The 17,442-nt window shown below is 63.7% G+C and carries 19 protein-coding genes; 4 read left to right on the top strand and 15 right to left on the bottom strand.

What is annotated here, in order from left to right:
• Positions 1–4: 4 nt before the first annotated feature.
• Positions 5–604, bottom strand: coding sequence for an RNA polymerase sigma factor RpoE (rpoE, locus tag B4920_RS15785; protein WP_079435684.1), 600 nt, complete (start codon positions 602–604; stop codon positions 5–7).
• Positions 605–811: 207 nt separating this feature from the next.
• Here rpoE and nadB point away from each other — a divergent pair, with 207 nt between their 5' ends.
• Complete coding sequence (gene nadB, locus B4920_RS15790; protein WP_079435595.1) at positions 812–2,425, top strand: L-aspartate oxidase; 1,614 nt, start codon at positions 812–814, stop codon at positions 2,423–2,425.
• Here the strand turns inward: nadB and B4920_RS15795 are convergent.
• The 9 genes from B4920_RS15795 to B4920_RS15835 form a co-directional block, all read right to left on the bottom strand.
• Positions 2,422–2,859 carry a protein YgfX gene (locus tag B4920_RS15795; RefSeq protein ID WP_079435596.1) on the bottom strand — a complete coding sequence of 146 codons (438 nt, stop codon included), beginning with the start codon at positions 2,857–2,859 and terminating at the stop codon, positions 2,422–2,424. The two genes, nadB and B4920_RS15795, sit on opposite strands and share 4 nt — an antisense overlap.
• A gap of 30 nt (positions 2,860–2,889) precedes the next feature.
• On the bottom strand, positions 2,890–4,125 hold the full coding sequence (fabF, locus tag B4920_RS15800; protein ID WP_079435597.1) for a beta-ketoacyl-ACP synthase II: 1,236 nt from the start codon (positions 4,123–4,125) through the stop codon (positions 2,890–2,892).
• A 16-nt stretch (positions 4,126–4,141) separates the two neighbouring features.
• The gene (gene acpP, locus B4920_RS15805) at positions 4,142–4,381 is read right to left on the bottom strand and encodes an acyl carrier protein (protein WP_079435598.1); all 240 of its coding nucleotides are present in this window, start codon (positions 4,379–4,381) and stop codon (positions 4,142–4,144) included.
• A gap of 87 nt (positions 4,382–4,468) precedes the next feature.
• Positions 4,469–5,218 carry a 3-oxoacyl-ACP reductase FabG gene (gene fabG / locus B4920_RS15810; RefSeq protein ID WP_079435599.1) on the bottom strand — a complete coding sequence of 250 codons (750 nt, stop codon included), beginning with the start codon at positions 5,216–5,218 and terminating at the stop codon, positions 4,469–4,471.
• Complete coding sequence (gene fabD / locus B4920_RS15815; RefSeq protein ID WP_079435600.1) at positions 5,215–6,150, bottom strand: ACP S-malonyltransferase; 936 nt, start codon at positions 6,148–6,150, stop codon at positions 5,215–5,217. The genes fabG and fabD overlap by 4 nt, the downstream gene beginning before the upstream one ends.
• A gap of 42 nt (positions 6,151–6,192) precedes the next feature.
• A complete protein-coding gene (locus B4920_RS15820; RefSeq protein ID WP_079435601.1) occupies positions 6,193–7,158 on the bottom strand; it encodes a beta-ketoacyl-ACP synthase III in 966 nt (321 codons plus the stop codon).
• A complete protein-coding gene (gene plsX / locus B4920_RS15825; RefSeq protein WP_079435602.1) occupies positions 7,155–8,168 on the bottom strand; it encodes a phosphate acyltransferase PlsX in 1,014 nt (337 codons plus the stop codon). Before plsX ends, B4920_RS15820 begins: the two co-directional genes overlap by 4 nt.
• Positions 8,169–8,246: 78 nt before the next feature.
• The gene (gene rpmF, locus B4920_RS15830) at positions 8,247–8,426 is read right to left on the bottom strand and encodes a 50S ribosomal protein L32 (protein WP_079435603.1); all 180 of its coding nucleotides are present in this window, start codon (positions 8,424–8,426) and stop codon (positions 8,247–8,249) included.
• A gap of 21 nt (positions 8,427–8,447) precedes the next feature.
• Complete coding sequence (locus B4920_RS15835; protein ID WP_254050957.1) at positions 8,448–8,924, bottom strand: DUF177 domain-containing protein; 477 nt, start codon at positions 8,922–8,924, stop codon at positions 8,448–8,450.
• Positions 8,925–9,029: 105 nt separating this feature from the next.
• Here B4920_RS15835 and B4920_RS15840 point away from each other — a divergent pair, with 105 nt between their 5' ends.
• Both B4920_RS15840 and B4920_RS15845 read left to right on the top strand, forming a co-directional pair.
• Positions 9,030–9,605 (top strand): nucleoside triphosphate pyrophosphatase, encoded by a 576-nt coding sequence (locus B4920_RS15840; RefSeq protein WP_079435605.1) that lies wholly within the window; start codon positions 9,030–9,032, stop codon positions 9,603–9,605.
• Positions 9,606–9,607: 2 nt separating this feature from the next.
• On the top strand, positions 9,608–10,321 hold the full coding sequence (locus B4920_RS15845) for an SAM-dependent methyltransferase (protein WP_079435606.1): 714 nt from the start codon (positions 9,608–9,610) through the stop codon (positions 10,319–10,321).
• A 6-nt stretch (positions 10,322–10,327) separates the two neighbouring features.
• Here B4920_RS15845 and B4920_RS15850 read toward each other — a convergent pair whose 3' ends face one another.
• Genes B4920_RS15850 through B4920_RS15865 form a run of 4 tightly spaced genes read right to left on the bottom strand, consistent with a single transcriptional unit; the run spans position 10,328 to position 13,176 of the window.
• Positions 10,328–11,269, bottom strand: a complete 942-nt coding sequence (locus tag B4920_RS15850; protein WP_079435607.1) for a S49 family peptidase — start codon at positions 11,267–11,269, stop codon at positions 10,328–10,330.
• Positions 11,270–11,271: 2 nt separating this feature from the next.
• A complete protein-coding gene (locus B4920_RS15855; RefSeq protein ID WP_079435608.1) occupies positions 11,272–11,619 on the bottom strand; it encodes a Rieske (2Fe-2S) protein in 348 nt (115 codons plus the stop codon).
• Entirely contained in the window at positions 11,598–12,254 is a 657-nt protein-coding gene (locus B4920_RS15860) for an HAD-IA family hydrolase (RefSeq protein WP_079435609.1), read from the bottom strand. The genes B4920_RS15855 and B4920_RS15860 overlap by 22 nt, the downstream gene beginning before the upstream one ends.
• Positions 12,247–13,176, bottom strand: a complete 930-nt coding sequence (locus tag B4920_RS15865) for an RluA family pseudouridine synthase (RefSeq protein ID WP_254050958.1) — start codon at positions 13,174–13,176, stop codon at positions 12,247–12,249. Before B4920_RS15865 ends, B4920_RS15860 begins: the two co-directional genes overlap by 8 nt.
• A gap of 567 nt (positions 13,177–13,743) precedes the next feature.
• On the opposite strand from B4920_RS15865, the gene B4920_RS15870 reads away from it, so the two are divergent.
• Positions 13,744–16,803: an Rne/Rng family ribonuclease gene (locus B4920_RS15870; RefSeq protein ID WP_079435611.1), complete on the top strand. Its 3,060-nt coding sequence runs from the start codon at positions 13,744–13,746 to the stop codon at positions 16,801–16,803.
• Positions 16,804–16,912: 109 nt separating this feature from the next.
• On the opposite strand, the gene B4920_RS15875 is transcribed toward B4920_RS15870, so the two are convergent.
• Complete coding sequence (locus B4920_RS15875; protein ID WP_079435612.1) at positions 16,913–17,404, bottom strand: low molecular weight protein-tyrosine-phosphatase; 492 nt, start codon at positions 17,402–17,404, stop codon at positions 16,913–16,915.
• Positions 17,405–17,442: the final 38 nt, after the last annotated feature.

The raw sequence follows: 17,442 nt of genomic DNA on the forward strand, positions 1-17,442 counted from the left end.
CGTCTTACCACCTCTTGTTCGGAGCCGTATCGAGCAACGGCTTGAGCTTTTCAGAAATTGCTTCCCGTGCGCGGAAGATCCGCGAACGAACCGTGCCGATAGGGCACTCCATGATCGTGGCGATCTCCTCGTAACTCAGACCTTCAATTTCGCGCAGGACTATCGCCGTTCTCAACTCTTCGGGCAAAGCCTCCATGGCCACATTGACGGTATCGCCAATCTGCTTGGTCATCAGGAGGCGTTCTGGCGTATTGATGTCTCGAAGCTGGTCCCCCTCCTCGAAAGTCTCGGCTTCTTCGGAATCGAAATCGGTCGTAGTGGGCGCGCGCCGCCCCTGCGACACGAGGAAATTCTTGGCAGTGTTGATCCCGATACGGTAGAGCCATGTGTAAAAAGCACTATCCCCCCGAAACGACGGCAAGGCACGGTAAGCCTTGATGAACGTCTCCTGGGCGACATCCTCCACTTCGGCTGGATCTCGGATCAATCTCGACAACAGGCGGGCGAGCTTGCGCTGATACTTGGAAACAAGCAGCCCAAAGGCCTGCTTGTCGCCACGCTGCACACGCTCGACCAGCTGCTGGTCAATTTCGCGATCGCTCATGGTCGGGAAACAAATATCTTCATAGTCGTGACCCGAAGGGTCACCGGCCCGGAAGTATATCCCGAGAGCTACCAAAACCTGGCCAAAGTACCTCCTAGACTCCGCCGCGTCCGTATAGTTCAGTCGGCCGCAGGGTTGTTTTGCGACGAACTGCACGTGCTATAGTCGGCCCTTCGCAAAACAGCCCCCCGCGGCAATCCCCCCGAAGTGACCGCTTTTGACGTGCTCATCCTGGGCAGTGGCCTGGCCGGACAATCCCTGGCCCTGCGCCTGGCAGACAAACTCAAGATCGCCCTCGTTACCAAACGCTCCCTCGAAGACAGCGCCAGCGCCTGGGCCCAGGGCGGCATCGCGGCGGTCCTCGATCCCGCCGACGACACCGAAGCGCACGTATCCGACACCCACACTGCCGGCGCCGGCCTGTGCTCCGACTCAGCCACGCGCTTCGTCGTCGAGAACGGCCCCCGTGCAATCCACTGGCTGATCGAACACGGCGTCCCCTTCACCGCCGACCCCAGCACTTCAATCGGCTATCACCTGACCCGCGAAGGCGGCCACAGCCACCGGCGCATCATCCATGCCGCCGACGCGACCGGTGCCGCGGTGCAGGCTACCCTGACCGAACAGGTCCGCCGCCACCCGAACATCACGATCCTCGAACAGCACATCGCCATCGACCTAATCACCGGCAGCAAGGTCGGACGCACGGACGAAGGCTGCCTCGGCGCCTATGTGCTCGACATCGCCAACGATGAGATGCGCACCATTGCCGCCCGTCACACGGTGCTCGCCACCGGCGGTACCGGCAAGGTCTATCTGTACACGACCAACCCCGACACCGCCACCGGCGACGGCGTGGCGATGGCCTGGCGTGCCGGCTGCCGGGTCGCCAACATGGAATTCATCCAGTTCCATCCGACCTGCCTCTACCACCCGCAAGCCAAGTCCTTCCTGATCTCCGAAGCCGTGCGCGGCGAAGGCGGCGTGCTGCGCCGCCCGGACGGCAGCCGCTTCATGCAGGACCACGATCCGCGCCTGGAGCTCGCCCCGCGTGACGTCGTCGCACGGGCCATCGACTTCGAGATGAAGAAGCACGGCCTCGACTGCGTCTTCCTCGACATCAGCCACAAGCCGGCGGAATTCCTGCAGAACCATTTTCCGAACATTCTGGCCCGCTGCCTGGAACTGGGCATCGATATCACCCGCCAGCCGATCCCTGTCGTGCCGGCGGCGCATTACTCCTGCGGCGGCATCGTCACCGATCTGCACGCGCGTACCGATGTCAAGGGCCTCTACGCAATTGGCGAAAGCGCCTGTACGGGCCTGCATGGCGCCAACCGCCTGGCCAGCAACTCCCTGCTCGAATGCCTGGTCTTCAGTGAATCCGCCGCTGCCGACATTCTTGCCCATCCCCGCCCGCTGCCCGACAACCTGCCCCAATGGGACGAGAGCCGCGTGACGGACGCCGATGAAACGATCGTGATCTCCCACAACTGGGACGAGTTGCGCCGCTTCATGTGGGATTACGTGGGCATCGTGCGGACCAACAAGCGCCTCGAGCGCGCCCAGCACCGCATCCGCCTGCTGGCCCGGGAAATCGATGAGTACTACAGCAACTTCCGCGTCTCCAACGACCTGATCGAGCTGCGCAACCTGGTCGTCACCGCCGAGTTGATTGTGCGCAGCGCCCTCAAGCGCCAGGAAAGCCGTGGCCTGCATTTCAGCCGCGATTATCCGGAAACCCTGCCGAAGGCCCGCGACACCATCCTTCGTCCGCCACGCAAGCGAACCTTCGTGCGCCCGCCGCTGGACCATAGCTAAGGCCTGACCTGCGGACCCTCCAGACTCGTCCGGACCCGCAGGCGCAACCACACCTGCAGCACACTCCACTCATGGGGTGCGAGCTGGTCGCGCAGCAGCATCGACGCACTACTTTTCCGGCTGCCGTCGGCTCGCCAGATCAACCAGACAACCGGGTAAGTCACCACGCTTGCCGGCAACAGGTCCAGCCTGCACTCCGCCGGCCCGCCCGGATCGACGATCAACGCACCGTCTTCCAATAAGCCCAAACGGCATCTTGCCCCGTAACGGCCATGGCACCAGCAATGCCATCCCGTCCCGCCCAGGAGCACAAGCCCAGCCGCACTGGCGAGCCCCGCTCCAAATCCAGACAGGAACGAAAAAGCCGCCGCGAGATGCAGCGCCACAAGGAGCATGGCGAGCAGCCGCGACGGCCTGAATTCAATGACGCTCATGGACGCGCGGACCTCCGTGCGCCCATGGAGTCAAATCTTACGGAACACCAGGGTACCGTTGGTACCACCGAAGCCGAAGTTATTCTTCATGGCGATGTCGATCTTCATCGGACGGGCCACGTTCGCGCAGTAGTCCAGATCGCACTCCGGATCCTGCTCGAAGATATTGATCGTCGGCGGCGAGACCTGATGATAGACCGCCAGGGTCGTCAGCACGGACTCGAGACCACCGGCCCCGCCAAGCAGGTGACCGGTCATCGACTTGGTAGAATTCACCACCAGCCCCTTTGCGACATCGGCACCGAAAGCCAGCTTGATGGCCTCGGTTTCGTTCTTGTCGCCCAGCGGCGTGGAAGTACCGTGCGCGTTGAGGTACTGCACTTCATCCGGGTTCACACCGGCGTTCTTCAGCGCATTGACCATGCTGCGACGCGGACCGTCGGTATCCGGCGCAGTCATGTGGTAAGCATCGCCGCTCATGCCGAAACCGGCCAGCTCAGCGTAGATACGCGCACCACGCTTGACCGCGTGCTCGTACTCTTCGAGAACCAGCACACCGGCTCCCTCACCCAGCACGAAACCGTCACGATCCTTGTCCCACGGCCGGCTGGCCGTAGCGGGATCGTCGTTGCGGGTGGACAAGGCCTTGGCAGAAGCGAAGCCGCCCACCGCCAGCGGCGTCACAGTGGACTCGGCACCGCCGCACACCATGACGTCAGCGTCACCGTACTCAATCATCCGGGCACCGGTGCCGATCGCGTGCAGACCAGTGGTACAGGCCGTGACGACCGCGATATTCGGTCCCTTCAGACCAAACATGATCGACAGGTTGCCCGAGATCATGTTGATGATGGTGCCCGGGATGAAGAATGGGGAAATCTTGCGGGGACCGCCGGCGAGGAAATCGTTGTGCGTATCCTCGATCATCGGCAGACCGCCGATGCCCGAACCGATGTTGACACCGATCCGGTGGGCATTTTCCTCGGTCACCTCGATGCCCGAATCACGGAAAGCCTGGATGCCCGCGGCAAGGCCGTAGTGGATGAAACCATCCATACGACGCGCTTCCTTCGGCGAAAGATAGGCACCGATATCGAAACCCTTCACTTCGCCGGCAATTTTCGCCGAGAAGTTCGAGGTATCGAAACGGGTGATCTCACCGATACCGGAACGACCATTCAGGATGGCGTCCCAGGCTTCAGACACGGTATTGCCGACCGGCGAAATAACGCCAAGGCCGGTGACGACGACTCTGCGACGGGTCAAGGCAGGCTCCGGAAACTTACTTCTTCAGGTGGGCGGTGACGTAGTCGATCGCTTGCTGAACGCTGGTGATCTTCTCGGCTTCTTCGTCGGGGATCTCGCACTCGAACTCTTCTTCCAGAGCCATCACCAGCTCGACGGTGTCGAGGGAGTCGGCGCCCAGGTCGTCCACGAAGGACGATTCGTTCTTGATTTCGGATTCGTTGACACCGAGTTGTTCGGCAACGATTTTCTTGACGCGCTGTTCGATATTTTCCATGTGTTTACTCCTTCCCTGATTACGGGTGTGAATTCAAAAACCTTCGCATTCTACCAAAAACATGCCCCCCCGCCAGCGCGGCGAGGATCAGGCCATGTACATGCCGCCATTGACGTGCAGGGTTGCTCCCGTCACGTAGGAGGCCGCCGGCGAGGCCAGGAAGCCTACCACCGAAGCGATCTCCTCAGGCTTTCCGAGGCGGCCAAGGGCGATCTTGCCTTGCAGCGCTTCGCGCTGCGCCTCCGGCAATTCCTTGGTCATGTCGGTGTCGATGAAACCCGGCGCCACGCAGTTAACCGTGATGTTGCGGCTACCGAGCTCCTGCGCCAGTGCCCGGGTCATGCCCGCCACGCCTGCCTTGGCAGCAGCGTAGTTGGCCTGCCCGGGATTACCGGAGCTGCCGACCACTGAAGTGATGTTGATGATCCGACCTGTACGGGCCTTCATCATGCCGCGCATGACAAGCTTGGACATACGGAAGACGGCCTTCAGGTTGGTGTCGATCACCGCATCCCACTCGCCATCCTTCATGCGCATGGCAAGGTTGTCACGGGTGATGCCAGCGTTATTGACCAGCACCGCCACCGGACCGAAATCCTTCTCGATCAAGCCCAGGGCAAGCTCGCAAGCCTCGGCATTGGTCACGTCGAGCGCCAGACCACGACCGGCGATGCCAGCGGTCTCGAGACCGGCCTGAATATCCGCTGCGCCAGCCTCAGACGTCGCCGTTCCAACGACCGTAGCCCCCATGCGCCCGAGCTCTAGCGCAATGGCCCGTCCGATACCACGGGACGCACCGGTCACCAGCGCGACCTGCCCCTGCAAAACCTGCGTCATACCCCCCCCGTCGTCTTGAGAATTTCTTCCAGGCTGGCCGCATCGGCGATCGCGCCGCCCTGCAGGCTGCCTTCGATGCGCTTGGTCATCCCTGCCAGCACCTTGCCGGGGCCGCATTCGAACAGATGCGTCGAGCCGCGACGGGCGATCTCGCGAACCGTTTCGATCCAGCGCACCGGCGAATAGGCCTGACGCACCAGCGCATCCTTGATTCGCTCGGGCCGATCTTCGACAGCCACATCCACGTTGTTGAGAACCGGGATAGCAGGCGTCTTCAGCTCGATCTCCGCAAGACGCACGGAGAGACGCTCGGCGGCCGGCTTCATCAGCGCGCAATGGAAAGGCGCGCTGACCGGCAGCAACACCGCGCGCTTGGCACCGCGCGCCTTGGCAACGGTGATCGCACGCTCGACGGCAGCCTTGGAGCCGGCGATCACGATCTGGCCTGGAGAGTTCAGGTTTGCCGCTGACACAACATCGCCCTGAGCCGCTTCGGCACAGGCCTCAATGGCAGCATCCTCATCCAGGCCGAGCAGCGCGGCCATCGCACCTTCACCCTGCGGAACCGCTTCCTGCATGGCTTGGGCACGCAGGCGCACCAGCCTGACCGCCTCGGTCAGCTCAAGCGAACCGGCCGCCACCAGCGCCGAATATTCACCGAGGCTGTGACCGGCAACCAATGCCGGCACCACACCGCCACGGGCAATCCACTCACGATAGACGGCCACACCAGCGGTCAGCATCAGCGGCTGAGTATTGACGGTCTGCGCCAACACCTCGGCCGGACCTTCCAGCACCATCTGCCACAAATCCTCGCCGAGCGCATCGGACGCCTCGGTAAAAGCCTGGCGAATCACGGCCGACTCGCCGTAGGCGCCCATCATGCCCACGGATTGGGAGCCCTGCCCCGGAAACACAAACGCAAAATTCATGATCCCTACCCTGTATGGTGACTGGTTCTTGTTGCTTGTTCTTTAAAACTCGAGGAGCACCGCGCCCCACGTGAAGCCGCCACCCACGCCTTCGAGCAGGAGGCGCTGCCCGCGCTGGACACGTCCGTCACGGACCGCATGGTCCAGGGCCAGCGGAATGGAAGCTGCCGACGTATTACCATGCTGGGCCACGGTCGCAATGACCTTCTCCATTGGCACGCCGAGACGCCTGCCCGTCGCCTGCATGATGCGGATGTTGGCCTGATGAGGAATCAGCCAATCCACCGCATCGAGCGGCACGCCCGCCTGCGCGGTGACCTCGCGGGCCACTTCGCTCAGAACCCGGACCGCAAACTTGAAGACAGCCTGACCATCCATGCGCAGGAAAGGATCGCCTGTCACGCTGCCGCGATTGATCTGCCCGGGTACGCACAGGATGGGGTTGTGGCTGCCGTCAGCGTGCAGCGCCGTAGCCAGGATGCCGGGCTTGTCCGAGGCCTCCAGCACCACCGCACCGGCACCATCGCCAAACAGCACGCAGGTGCCGCGATCGTTCCAATCGAGAATACGCGAAAAGACCTCAGCCCCGACGACCAGCGCCCGCTTGTTGCTGCCCGAGCGGATGAACTTCTCCGCCGTAGCCAGCGCGTAGGCAAACCCCGTGCATACCGCCTGCAGGTCGAAAGCTGCACCGCCGTTGGTGATGCCGAGACGGGCCTGCAGCAGCGTGGCGGTACTCGGAAAAATGTAATCGGGCGTGGACGTCGCGACGATGATCAGATCGATGTCAGACGGCTGGCAACCCGCCGCTTCGATCGCGCGGACCGAAGCCTCGTAAGCCAGCTGGCTGGCCGTCACATCCGGCGCTGCCAAGTGGCGCGCACGAATGCCCGTCCGCTCGGCAATCCACTCATCCGACGTATCGATGCCACGGGCCACCAGATCGTCGTTGGTAACAGGCTCGCCGGGCAGGTAGCTCCCGGTGCCGGCCACTCGTGCATAAATCATGCAGCGGACCTTTCACGTTCCATTCGTTCGCTGATACGTTCGATGAGGCGATTGCGTGCCGCCTCGCCCGCCCGCCAGACAGCCTGCTCGAAAGCGAAGGCATCGGCCGAGCCGTGACTCTTCACCACCACGCCACGCAGCCCAAGCAAGGCCGCTCCGTTGTAGCGCCGTGGATCAAGCTTTCGCTTGAAGCCCTTCAGGGCCGACATGGCAAAAAGTGCCGCCAGTTTGGTCAGCCAGTTGCGGGAAAACTGCTCGCGCAGGAAGGTGGCCATCATCTGCGCCAGCCCTTCGGACGTCTTCAGCGCCACATTACCGACGAAGCCATCGCACACCACCACATCCACGGTGCCCTTGTAGATGTCGTTGCCTTCCACGTTGCCGTAGAAGTTGAGACCGCTTGCGCGCAACAACTCGGCAGCCTGCTTGACGACCTCGTTGCCCTTGATCTCTTCCTCGCCGATGTTCAGCAAACCTACGCTGGGACGCTCGTTGTGTTCGACGGCAGCCACCAGCATCGCGCCCATGATGCCGAACTGCAGCAGATGCTCAGGCGAGCAATCCACGTTAGCACCCAGATCGAGCACATGAGTCTGTCCGCGCAAGGTCGGCAAGGTACTGCAAATCGCAGGGCGATCGATACCGGGAAGGGTTTTCAGGACGAAGCGGGAAATCGCCATCAGCGCGCCGGTATTGCCGGCGGACACTGCCGCCTGAGCCTCCCCGTCCTTGACGAGGTTGACCGCGACGCGCATCGACGAATCCTTCTTGTTGCGCATGGCCAGCGCCGGCGACTCATCCATACCCACCACTTCGGTGGCGCGATGGATGCGCAGACGCTCTCCGAACTCGGCCAGGGCCGTTCCGAGGTGAGGCTCGATGGCCTCCGGACGCCCGACAAGGATGATCCGGGTGTCGCGATCTTCCCGCAGAAAATGCAGGGAAGCCGGCACGGTCACCGAGGGGCCGTGATCGCCCCCCATGCAGTCAATAGCCAGGGTGACAGTCATTCGGCGCAAACAGAGAGAAGCATGTGTGAAAACGGCGCGAGCGCCCTTAGGCGTCGCGCCGCTCGCGGACAGGGGAAATTACTCGCCCTTGGCCTTGGCAACCTTCTTGCCGCGATAGACGCCGGACGGCGACACGTGGTGGCGCAGATGCACTTCACCGGTGGTCGGCTCGACGGCCAGCGGGGGGGCAACCAGGAAATCGTGGGAACGATGCATACCGCGCTTGGACGGGGACTTTTTGTTCTGTTGAACAGCCATGAAACACTCCTTGAGGAATACTTAAACCTTGCCGCGCAACTGGCGCAGAACGGCGAAGGGCGAAATCTCTTCATTGCCTCCGGCTTTCACCGGCGGTTCGCAATTTTCGTGGCGCGGCACCAAGGGCAAGGCGAGGAGCACCTCGTCTTCCACCAAGGCCAGCAGATCGGTGTGGGGCTCCACCTCAAGGGCGTCCACCTCGTCGTTCTCCAGTTCATCCTCCGGCAATTCTTCACCGGCACGAAGCAGCAGGAGACGATTCCGCACACTGCAAGGCCACACCAAAGCCTCAAGACAGCGCTGACACTGCAACACCAGGTCACCCTGAACCTGCAGATCGACGTAGAGCTTGCCCTCGTCGTTACGCTCGCCCTGAAACTCGAACGTCACCGTGCCGACCGGCTCCAGCAGGGAATCGGTCAGACGACCGAGACTCTTAACCGGTACCGTGCCTTGCACGCTACGCCCATCTCTGGCCAGCGTCCGCAGGTCGATCACGAAGCTTTCTTGCGACATAAGCGCGGCATGATATTATTTTCGGCTCCCCGTGTCAAAACCCTGCTTGATTGCGCCAGCCCTATCCGCGGCAGGCCTTCCGCTACGATGAAACTCGTTCTCGCATCCACCTCGACCTACCGCCGCGAACTCCTCCAGCGCTTCGACCTGCCCTTCGAGGTTGCCCGCCCGGACATCGACGAAACGCCGCTCCCCGGCGAGGCGCCACAAGCCACCGCCGAACGGCTCGCGGTGGAAAAAGCTCGTGCAGTTGCCGCCCGATTTCCCGACGCACTGATCATCGGCAGCGACCAGGTGGCCTACATGGGTGAGGCCCTCTTCGGCAAACCCGGAACCGTGGAGCGGGCCGTTGCCCAGCTCAAGTCGATGAGCGGCCGCACGGTCATCTTCCACACTGCCCTCGCCCTGCTCAATACACGCAGCGGTCATGTGCAAGTGGAGGCCGTTCCGACCGAAGTCCGCTTCCGCAACCTGAGTGACGACGAGATCGTGCGTTACGTAAACAAGGAACGCCCCCTCGACTGCGCCGGCAGCGCAAAATCGGAAGGGCTCGGCATCGCGCTGCTGGATGCCCTCAGCGGCGACGACCCCAACGCCCTGATCGGCCTGCCGCTGATCGCGCTGGCCCGCATGCTGCGCAACGAAGGCATCGCCCTCCCCTGACCATGAGCAGCGGCACCCTCTACCTGATCCCGGTCAGCCTCGGCCCTGCATCCACCGGACTGACCACCCCGGCCGACGTCGCCACCCGCGCGCGCAGCCTGAGCTATTTCGTCGTCGAAAATGCCAAGACGGCCCGCGCGGAACTGAAGCGCTTCGAGCACCCGCAACCGCTGCGCGAACTCGACATCCGCGAACTGCCGGAAAAACCGTCCGCCTCCGACCTGGATGCACTGCTCGCCCCGCTGCTCGCCGGCAGCGATGCCGGCCTGATGTCCGAAGCCGGCTGCCCGGCCGTTGCCGATCCAGGCGCCCTGCTGGCCCGTCGCGCCCACGAACTGGGCATCCGCGTCGCACCGCTGGTCGGCCCGTCGTCCTTGCTGCTGGCGCTGATGGGCTCTGGACTCAACGGCCAGAGCTTCGCCTTCCACGGCTACCTGCCGGTGGACGAAGAGGCCCGCAACCGGCACATCCGCGAACTGGAAGCCGAATCGGCACGCTTTTCCCGCACCCAGCTGTTCATCGAGACCCCGTACCGCAACCAGCGGATGTTCGAAGCCCTGCGCAGCGTCTGCAAGGCCGACACACGCCTGTGCGTCGCCCGCGACCTGACGCTCGACAGCGAATGGATCCACACCCGCCCGGTCGCCGAATGGAAAAAAATCGCCGCACCGGAACTGGCGAAGCGGCCAACCGTCTTCCTGATCCTCGCCGCCTGACGGCGGTCAACGCACCGTCGTTTTTCCCAGCGTATTCATCAGGCTTTCGGCCATATCAGTGCCGAAGCGCTCCGCAAAACGTTCGGCCAGCCCGGGCTTCTGCGTGAAATCACGGACGTTTTCCGCCTTGATGACATCCCGCGCCACGGAGGCGACGGTGCCGAAGCCATCGGCCAGACCGAGCTGAACACTCTTCGCGCCGGTCCACATCAAGCCGGAGAACATGTCCGGCGTCTCCTGCAAGCGCGTACCCCGCCCCTTCCGCACCGCTGCGATGAACTGCCCGTGGATATCGCCCAGCATGGATTTCGCATGCTCGAGCTGCTTCGGATTCTGCGGCGAATACGGGTCGAGAAAGCCCTTGTTCTCTCCCGCCGTCAGCAGGCGACGCTCGACGCCCAGCTTGTCCATCAGCCCGGCAAAACCGAAACCGTCCATCAACACGCCGATCGACCCGACGATGCTCGCCTTGTCCACGAAGATCCGGTCCGCCGCCACCGCCACATAGTAGCCGCCCGATGCGCAGACATCCTCGACCACCGCATAGACCGGCACCTGCGGATGCAGCGCACGCAGCCGGCCGATCTCGTCATTGATGATGCCGGCCTGCACCGGACTCCCGCCGGGACTGTTGATGCGCAGCACGACGCCCTGGGTACCGCTGTCATCGAACGCCGATTGCAAGGCCGCCACGATCCGCTCGGCGCTAGCCTCACCCTTCGCAGCGATCACGCCATCGACGCTCACAAGCGCAGTGAAGCGCCCACCATCGAGCGGCTCAGCCGCGCCGAAATCGCCCAGGATCCACAGCGCGAGGCCCACGTAGAACACCGCCACCAGCTTGAAGAACACCCCCCAGCGGCGCCGCCGTTTCTGTTCCGCCACCCCCTCCAGCGCCAGCTTTTCCAACACCCGGCGCTCCCAATGCTCAGACCGATTCTCGTCCATCACTATTCGCCTGCAAGAAATACCATTCCGTCGCGCTCTTCGACGGACAGCGCCAACAAGCGCTTGCCCCGACACGGCCCAGCCACGCAGCGGCCGCTCTCCGGCTCATAGAGAGCACCGTGAGTCGCACAGACCAGGTAAAGACGGTCATCGTCGAAGAAACGCCCGGGCGTCCAGTCCAGCTCGATCGGCACATGGGCGCAGCGATTCAGGTAGGCATGCACCCGCCCACGAAAACGCACGACGAAGGCCGGCTCCTCACCCGTGACACGGGTGACGCTGAAGCGCACCCCGTCCTCGCCTTCCCGGACTGCGTCCGACGGACAGATCAGGCGTTGCGTTCCAGCCATTCCCGCAACTCCGCCGGCGAATGCACGCAGGCCAGCGGCGCCTCGGCCTGCAACTGCTCCACCGGGTGCGCCCCGAAACTCACCGCCAGCCCTGCCACCCCGGCATTCTTGGCCATCTGCAGATCGTGGGTGGTATCGCCGATCATCAGGCAGGACGCCTGCGCCACGCCCAACTCATCCATCAGCTCATCGAGCATCGCCGGATGCGGCTTGGAGAAGCACTCGTCGGCACAGCGGGTCGCATGGAAGTATTCGCCCAGCCCAGAAAACGACAGCGCCCGCTCCAACCCCTTGCGACTCTTGCCCGTAGCCACTGCCAGCAAGTGGCCGCGCTCACGCAATGCCGCGATCAGCTCGACCGTTCCGTCGAACAGTGTCAGCTGATGGTCGCCGGACAGGTAGTGATGGCGATAACGCTCGACCATCTGCGGATAGTCCGACTCCGCCAGCTCGGGCACGGCGTAATGCAGCGCATCGCTGAGACCGAGGCCGATCACGTGGCGAGCCCGGACATCCGACGGTACCGGCAAACCGAGATCGGCCGCCGAGGCCTGAATTGCGCGCACGATGGCCGCCGCCGAATCCATCAGCGTGCCATCCCAGTCGAAGACAATCAGTTCGAAACGCTTAGCCATATTCCTTCTCTTCCGTTTGCTCGACCTGCACCACATGGCGCTCCAGCTCTGGCGGCAGCGGCGCCTCCAGCTCGATCAGCTGGTCCGTCAGCGGGTGATGGAAGGCGAGCTTCGCCGCGTGCAGGAACATCCGCTTGAACCCCTGCTTTTCGAGTTGCTTGTTGAGCGAAAAATCCCCGTACTTGTCATCGCCGCACAAGGGAAAGCCCAAGTGGCTCAGATGCACGCGGATCTGGTGCGTGCGGCCGGTCTTCAGCTCGACCTCGACCAGACTGTAGCTCTGCCAGCGCTTCAGCAGCCTGACGATGCTGTGCGCCGGCTTGCCCTCGGAGTTCACGCTGACGCGGCGCTCGCCGCCTTCGGTCAGGTATTTGTGCAGGGCCAGCTTGACGTGCTGCATCGGATTCAGCCAGCGTCCGGCTACCAGAGTCAGATAGCGCTTGCGCACCTTGCCTTCGCGCATCATGTCGTGCAGCACGGTCAGCGCACTGCGCTTCTTGGCCACGATCAGCAGGCCCGAGGTTTCCCGGTCGAGGCGATGCACCAGCTCGAGGAACTTCGCCTCTGGCCGCTGGCGGCGCAGCTGCTCGATGACGCCGAAGCTGACGCCACTCCCCCCGTGCACGGCCAGACCGGCCGGCTTGTCGAGCACCAGCAAAGCCTCGTCCTCGAAGACGATGTCGAAGGGTTTGCCAAACGGCACGACCGGCTCCGCGGCCTTCTCCGCCAAGCGGATCGGCGGGATGCGCACCTCGTCGTCGAGCTGCAGGCGGTAGGTCTGATCCACCCGCCGGCTATTCACACGTACTTCCCCGCTGCGCAGGATGCGATAGACGTGACTCTTCGGCACGCCCTTGCAGACACGAACCAGGAAGTTGTCGATGCGCTGCCCTGCGCTGGCGTCATCCACGCGGACACGCATGACAGAGGGTGCTTTACTCAAGGCCATCTTTTTGAAATATACTGGCGAGCGGTTTTTCGGTTCTGATGCATCGCACTTGCCCAGGCGTGTTGTGAAAACTTCAACACCGGTCCGTGCCATGCCGGAGCGACTCGACACTGGTCATCCAGCGTCACACCCGCTCCCGAAACACCGCAGGAAGGTCCATCGCCAGACAAAAAGAGGGCGATGGTACTGTATTCGACAATAAACTTGTACTTATTGCGCGTTAGCGCACACGCAGTTTGACGGCCCTGAATTCAGGGACGGTGAAGTAGTCCTGGAGAGCAGGCCCGAGGTCGCAAAGGGAAATGCCGTCGTACCTGAGAGTACGGCACGGCACAGGAGTTGCGAGACCAGTCGTGCCCACAGGTCAATCACTGTCCCCAGCGGAAAATCGCGGTTCAGGGTGCATAGACGAACCCCGCCGCCCACATTAGTTTGATTCCCCTCGATGAAGGATAGTCGCGACAACGCCAAACTAAGTCACCGCAGTTAAGCGGTGGCGCGGTTCGTCCTGCCCGTGTGCTGCGCGGGAGAAGAAGACGAATGAAGCGCATGCTCTTCAATGCAACGCAGGCCGAGGAACTCCGCGTTGCCATTGTCGACGGTCAGAAACTGATCGATCTCGACATTGAATCGGCCGCCAAGGAACAACGCAAAAGCAATATCTACAAAGCCGTCATTACGCGCATCGAGCCCAGTCTCGAAGCCGCGTTTGTCGACTACGGCGCCGAGCGCCACGGCTTCCTGCCGTTCAAGGAAATCTCCCGCTCTTACTTCCAGCCTGGCGTCGAAGCCAGCCGTGCATCCATCAAGGAAGCGCTGAAGGAAGGCCAGGAACTGATCGTCCAGGTCGAGAAGGACGAGCGCGGCAACAAGGGGGCCGCCCTCACCACCTTCGTTTCGCTGGCAGGCCGCTATCTGGTGCTGATGCCCAACAACCCCCGGGGTGGTGGCGTGTCCCGCCGCGTCGAGGGCGACGAGCGTGCCGAACTGCGCGACGTCATGGACCAGCTCGAAGTTCCGGGCGGTATGAGCCTGATCGCCCGCACCGCCGCCATCGGCCGCAACGCCGAAGAGCTGCAGTGGGACTTGAACTACCTGCTGCAACTGTGGCGCGCCATCGACGGCGCCGCCGAGTCCCAGGCCGGCGCCTTCCTGATCTACCAGGAAGGCAGCCTGGTGATCCGTGCGATCCGCGACTACTTCCAGCCGGACATCGGCGAGATCCTGATCGACACCGACGACGTGTACGAGCAGGCGCGCCAGTTCATGGCCCACGTGATGCCGCAGAACGTGAACCGCGTGAAGCGCTATCACGACGACGTTCCGCTGTTCTCCCGCTTCCAGATCGAACACCAGATCGAGTCCGCCTACTCGCGCCAGGTCAGCCTGCCGTCCGGCGGCGCCATCGTGATCGACCACACCGAAGCGCTGGTGTCGGTGGACGTGAACTCCGGCCGCGCCACCCGCGGTGCTGACATCGAGGAAACCGCCTTCAAGACCAACTGCGAAGCCGCCGACGAAGTGGCCCGCCAGTTGCGTCTGCGCGACCTCGGCGGCCTGATCGTCATCGACTTCATCGACATGGAGTCGCAAAAGAACCAGCGCGAAGTCGAGAACCGCCTGCGCGACGCCCTGCGCTACGACCGTGCCCGCGTCCAGACCGGCAAGATCAGCCGCTTCGGCCTGCTCGAGCTGTCCCGCCAACGCCTGCGCCCGGCCCTCGCCGAAACCAGCTACATTCCCTGCCCGCGCTGTAACGGCACCGGCCACACCCGCAGCACCGAATCGTCGGCCCTGCACATCCTGCGCATCCTCGAAGAGGAAGCCATGAAGGACAACACCGGCGCCCTGCACTGCCAGGTTCCGGTGGATGTGGCGACCTTCCTGCTCAACGAGAAGCGCGACGACATCGCCAAGATCGAGCTGCGCCACAAGGTCAACCTGGTGCTGATCCCCAATCGTCACCTGGAAACCCCGCAGCACGAGATCATCCGCCTGCGCCACGACCAGCTCAACAACGACGAGTCCAGCCTGCCGAGCTACCGCATGGCTACCCAGCCGGCTGGCGAAACCTACACCCCGCCGTCGGCCAATCCGGAACGCCCGGTGCGCCAGGAAGCCGCCGTCAAGGGCATCACCCCCGACCAACCGGCCCCGGTGGTCGAAGCGAAGGTCGCGCCGGTTGCCGCTGTGCCGGAAAGCCAACCCGGCATCCTGGCCCGCATCTTCGCCTTCTTCCGCGGAGAGAAGCAGCCTGAGCCGGCACCGGTGGTGGCTCAGCCCGAAACGCCGCGCCGTGAAGCCCGTCCACGCAACGAACGCAACCGTCGTGACGGTCGCGACAACCGCGGTCGCCGGGAAGGACAGCGTGAAGAGCGCGGCGAACGTGGCGAACGCCAGGAGCGCAGCGACAACCGCGAAGCCCGTGAAACCCGCGAGCCCCGCGAAAACGGACGCAACAACTCCGGCGAAGTGCAGCAGGCCGAGCAGCGCGAGAAACGTCCGCGCGGCGAACGCCAGGAGCGCGGCGAACGTGGCGAACGCGAAGGCCGCACCAGCGAGCGCGGTGAACGCGGCGAACGTCGTAGCCGCAACAATCAGGCGCCCAAGGCCGCCGAGGCGGAAGGCATCGTCGCCAGCGCCGAGCAGGTGACAGCCAGCGCCGTCGCCGCGACGAGCGCCCCGGCGGAAACCAGCCCGGCGCCGGCTGAAGGCGAAGGCAATGAACGCAGCCGCCGCAGCCGTCGCGGCCGTCGTGGCGGCCGCCGCAACGAGGAAGCCTCCAGCGCAGAGGCCGCCAGCCAAGGCGAACTGGAGATCGGCGAACAGGCCCAGGCCGTGGCCGCCGCTTCCGAGGAGGCGGCTGCCCCGGCAGCGGAAGCCGTCGCTGCTGCCCCGCAGGCCGCAGCCAGCGAAGCACCGGCAGTCGACGCCAACCCGGTCGCCGAGCCCACTCCGGCAATCACCGTAGTGCCTGAACCGGAGGCCATAACTCAAACCACACCGATCGAGACAACGCCTGCTGTCGAGTCCACCGTCGAAACGCCGGCCATTACCGCTGCCGTCGTGGAAGCCCCTGCCGCAGCGCCGGTAAAGCCCGACCTGATCGAACAGGCTGTTGCCGCCGTCGGCCAACCGGCAGCGGAGCGTGCTCCGACCGAAGCCTTGCCGGCCACCGTCGAGACAGCAGCCGCAGAACCGGCTCCCGCCCTCGTCGTGGAGAGCCCGGCAAGCGAGGCTTCTCCGGTCGCTACCGCGGCCGAAGCCCAGCCTGAAGTAGTGGCAGCACAGCCGGCCCCGACCGTCGCGGAGCAAGAAGCCGCACCGGCAAATGTCGAAGCTGCCCCCGTCGAGACCACCCCGGAAGTACAGGCTGTCAGCACTCCGGAAACCCACCCGGAAGCGCCGGTTGTAGCCAGCCCGGCGATCGATCTGTCGGGCAGCGGGCTGGTACTGGTTGAGACCCGCACGGATGCCGTCAGGAGCTTCCAGACCGAAACGCCGGTAGAAGCCCCGCAGCCGGCGCGCCGTCGCCGCAACCGCGTCGCCACGCCGGTCGTCGAGGAGCCCCTGATTCAGGTGGAAACCACGACGAAGTAAATCCGCGCCCTCCGCGACAACGAAAAAGGCCAGCCCCCGCAAGAGGCTGGCCTTTTTCATTCATACCCAGAACACGACGCTCACCGCATCGCATTCAACCGACAGCAGATCAGGTCAGCGACTGCTGGCGGCGATTGACCTCCGGCAGGATCTCCTCGACGAGTCCCTGCATGGCATCCTCACACATGTCGAGCACCGCATCGAAGCCGGTGGCGCCACCGTAGTAAGGATCGGGCACGTCATCCCGGCGGGACGTGCGGGCGTAGCTCATGAACATGCGCACCTTGTGGCGCGCGCCTTCCGGCGCCTTGTCGCGTAGATATTGAAAGTGCTCCCTGTCCATTGCCAGGAGCAGATCGAACTCGGCAAAATCCTTGGCCTCCACCTTCCGCGCCCGCAGGCGTGAAAGATCATAACCACGCCGCAAAGCCGCCGACTGGGAACGCGGATCAGGCGCCTCCCCCACGTGATAACCCTGCGTCCCGGCGGAGTCCACGCCAACCAACTCCCCCAGCCCCGCCATCGCAAGCCAGCGACGTGCCACTCCCTCAGCCGTTGGCGACCGGCAGATGTTGCCGGTGCACACAAACAATATTTTCATTCTGTATTCCCCTCCTACCGGCCATTTAAGCAGGCGGC

Source organism: Zoogloea sp. LCSB751 (assembly GCF_002028455.1).
GTDB lineage: Bacteria > Pseudomonadota > Gammaproteobacteria > Burkholderiales > Rhodocyclaceae > Zoogloea.